Here is a 1,205-nt window from a genome sequence, read left to right as displayed (position 1 = left end):
GCGCAGCTGCTGCCGGGCGTCTTCGGCGGGCAGCCCGCGCCGCACGTCGGGATCGGGGTGCTCGGGCTGGTGCTGGTCGCCGCCTTCCCGTTCGTGCGCGCGGTGCCGTTGCGGGTGCGGGTGGCGTGGTGCGCGCTCGCGGCGCTGGTGGCGTACTCGTTCGTGTGGCGGCCGACGCTGCTGCTGTGGCACGGGTTCACGATGCCGCACGGCAGTCCGTACCGTGCCGCGTTCGTGCTCGCCGCGATCCTGGCGATGATCGCCTGGCTGACGCTGGCGCACCGACCCCGGCCCGTGGCGCTCCTCGCCGGCGCGGCGCTGACCGCGCTGCTCGCCGCCGCCTGCCGTGACCGGCCGCTGGGCCCGGCGACCTGGCCGCTGCTGGCGGCGGGCGGCGCAGCCAGCGTCCTGGGGCTGCTCGCCCTGCACGCGTTCCGTGCCCGGCGAGGCGCCCGTGCCGCCGCTGTCACCGCGCTGACCTGCACCGTTCTCCTCGGCTCCGGCGGTGCCGCACTCTCCGTCCAGACCGCGCGGGACCGTATGGCGTGGTACCGGCCCAAGACGACGCTCAGCGCGGACGCCGTGGCGGCCCGGGAGGGCCTCCTCGTCCGCGCGGACTGGCCCGCCTCCCGTACCGACCCGGGCCCGCACGCCTTCGCCGACAACGACCCGCTGCTGATCGGCGGCGAGGGCGGCGCCTACTACAGCAGCTATCTGCCGTCGGCCACGGCCCGCACCCTGCGGTCCCTGGGCGCCGGCTGGTACATGAACGGCCGTCACACCCTCAGTGTCGAGGACCCGGTGGGCCGCGCCGTCCTGGGCGTGAGCAGCTATCTGGCGTACGGGCCGGACGGCCGGCCCGTGGTCCGGCGCACGCTCGGGGCGCCCCTGCTGACCGTGCGCCGCACCCTCCCCCCGCGCGGCCCGGACACCGTCTTCGCCCGGCAGGAGCGGCTGCTGGGCGCCCGTGTCTACGAGGTCCCGGACACGACGGCGCGGACGGGGCCCGGACAGGCCGTCCTCACCGCCCGCTGCACCCCCGGCACCCTCGCCGTCTGGTACGCGCCGTGGTCCTCCGGCCGCGTCGAGGCCCTGGGCCGCACGCTCTCCACCGCGGGCGCCCCCCGCGCCACCGCCGCCCCGGCCGTCGCGCTGGGCACCGTGCCCTCCGGCGGCGCCGTGACCGTACGCCTCACCGGCCGTCC

The 1,205-nt window shown here is 77.8% G+C and carries 1 protein-coding gene; it reads left to right on the top strand.

Going from position 1 to position 1,205, the window contains the following annotated elements; all coding sequences use genetic code 11:
- On the top strand, positions 1-1,205 hold a 1,205-nt coding region (locus AC51EU_RS30645), incomplete at both ends, for a YfhO family protein (RefSeq protein ID WP_496270353.1).

The organism is Candidatus Streptomyces philanthi, from assembly GCF_059553635.1.
This window is presented reverse-complemented; position numbering and strand designations above follow the sequence as displayed.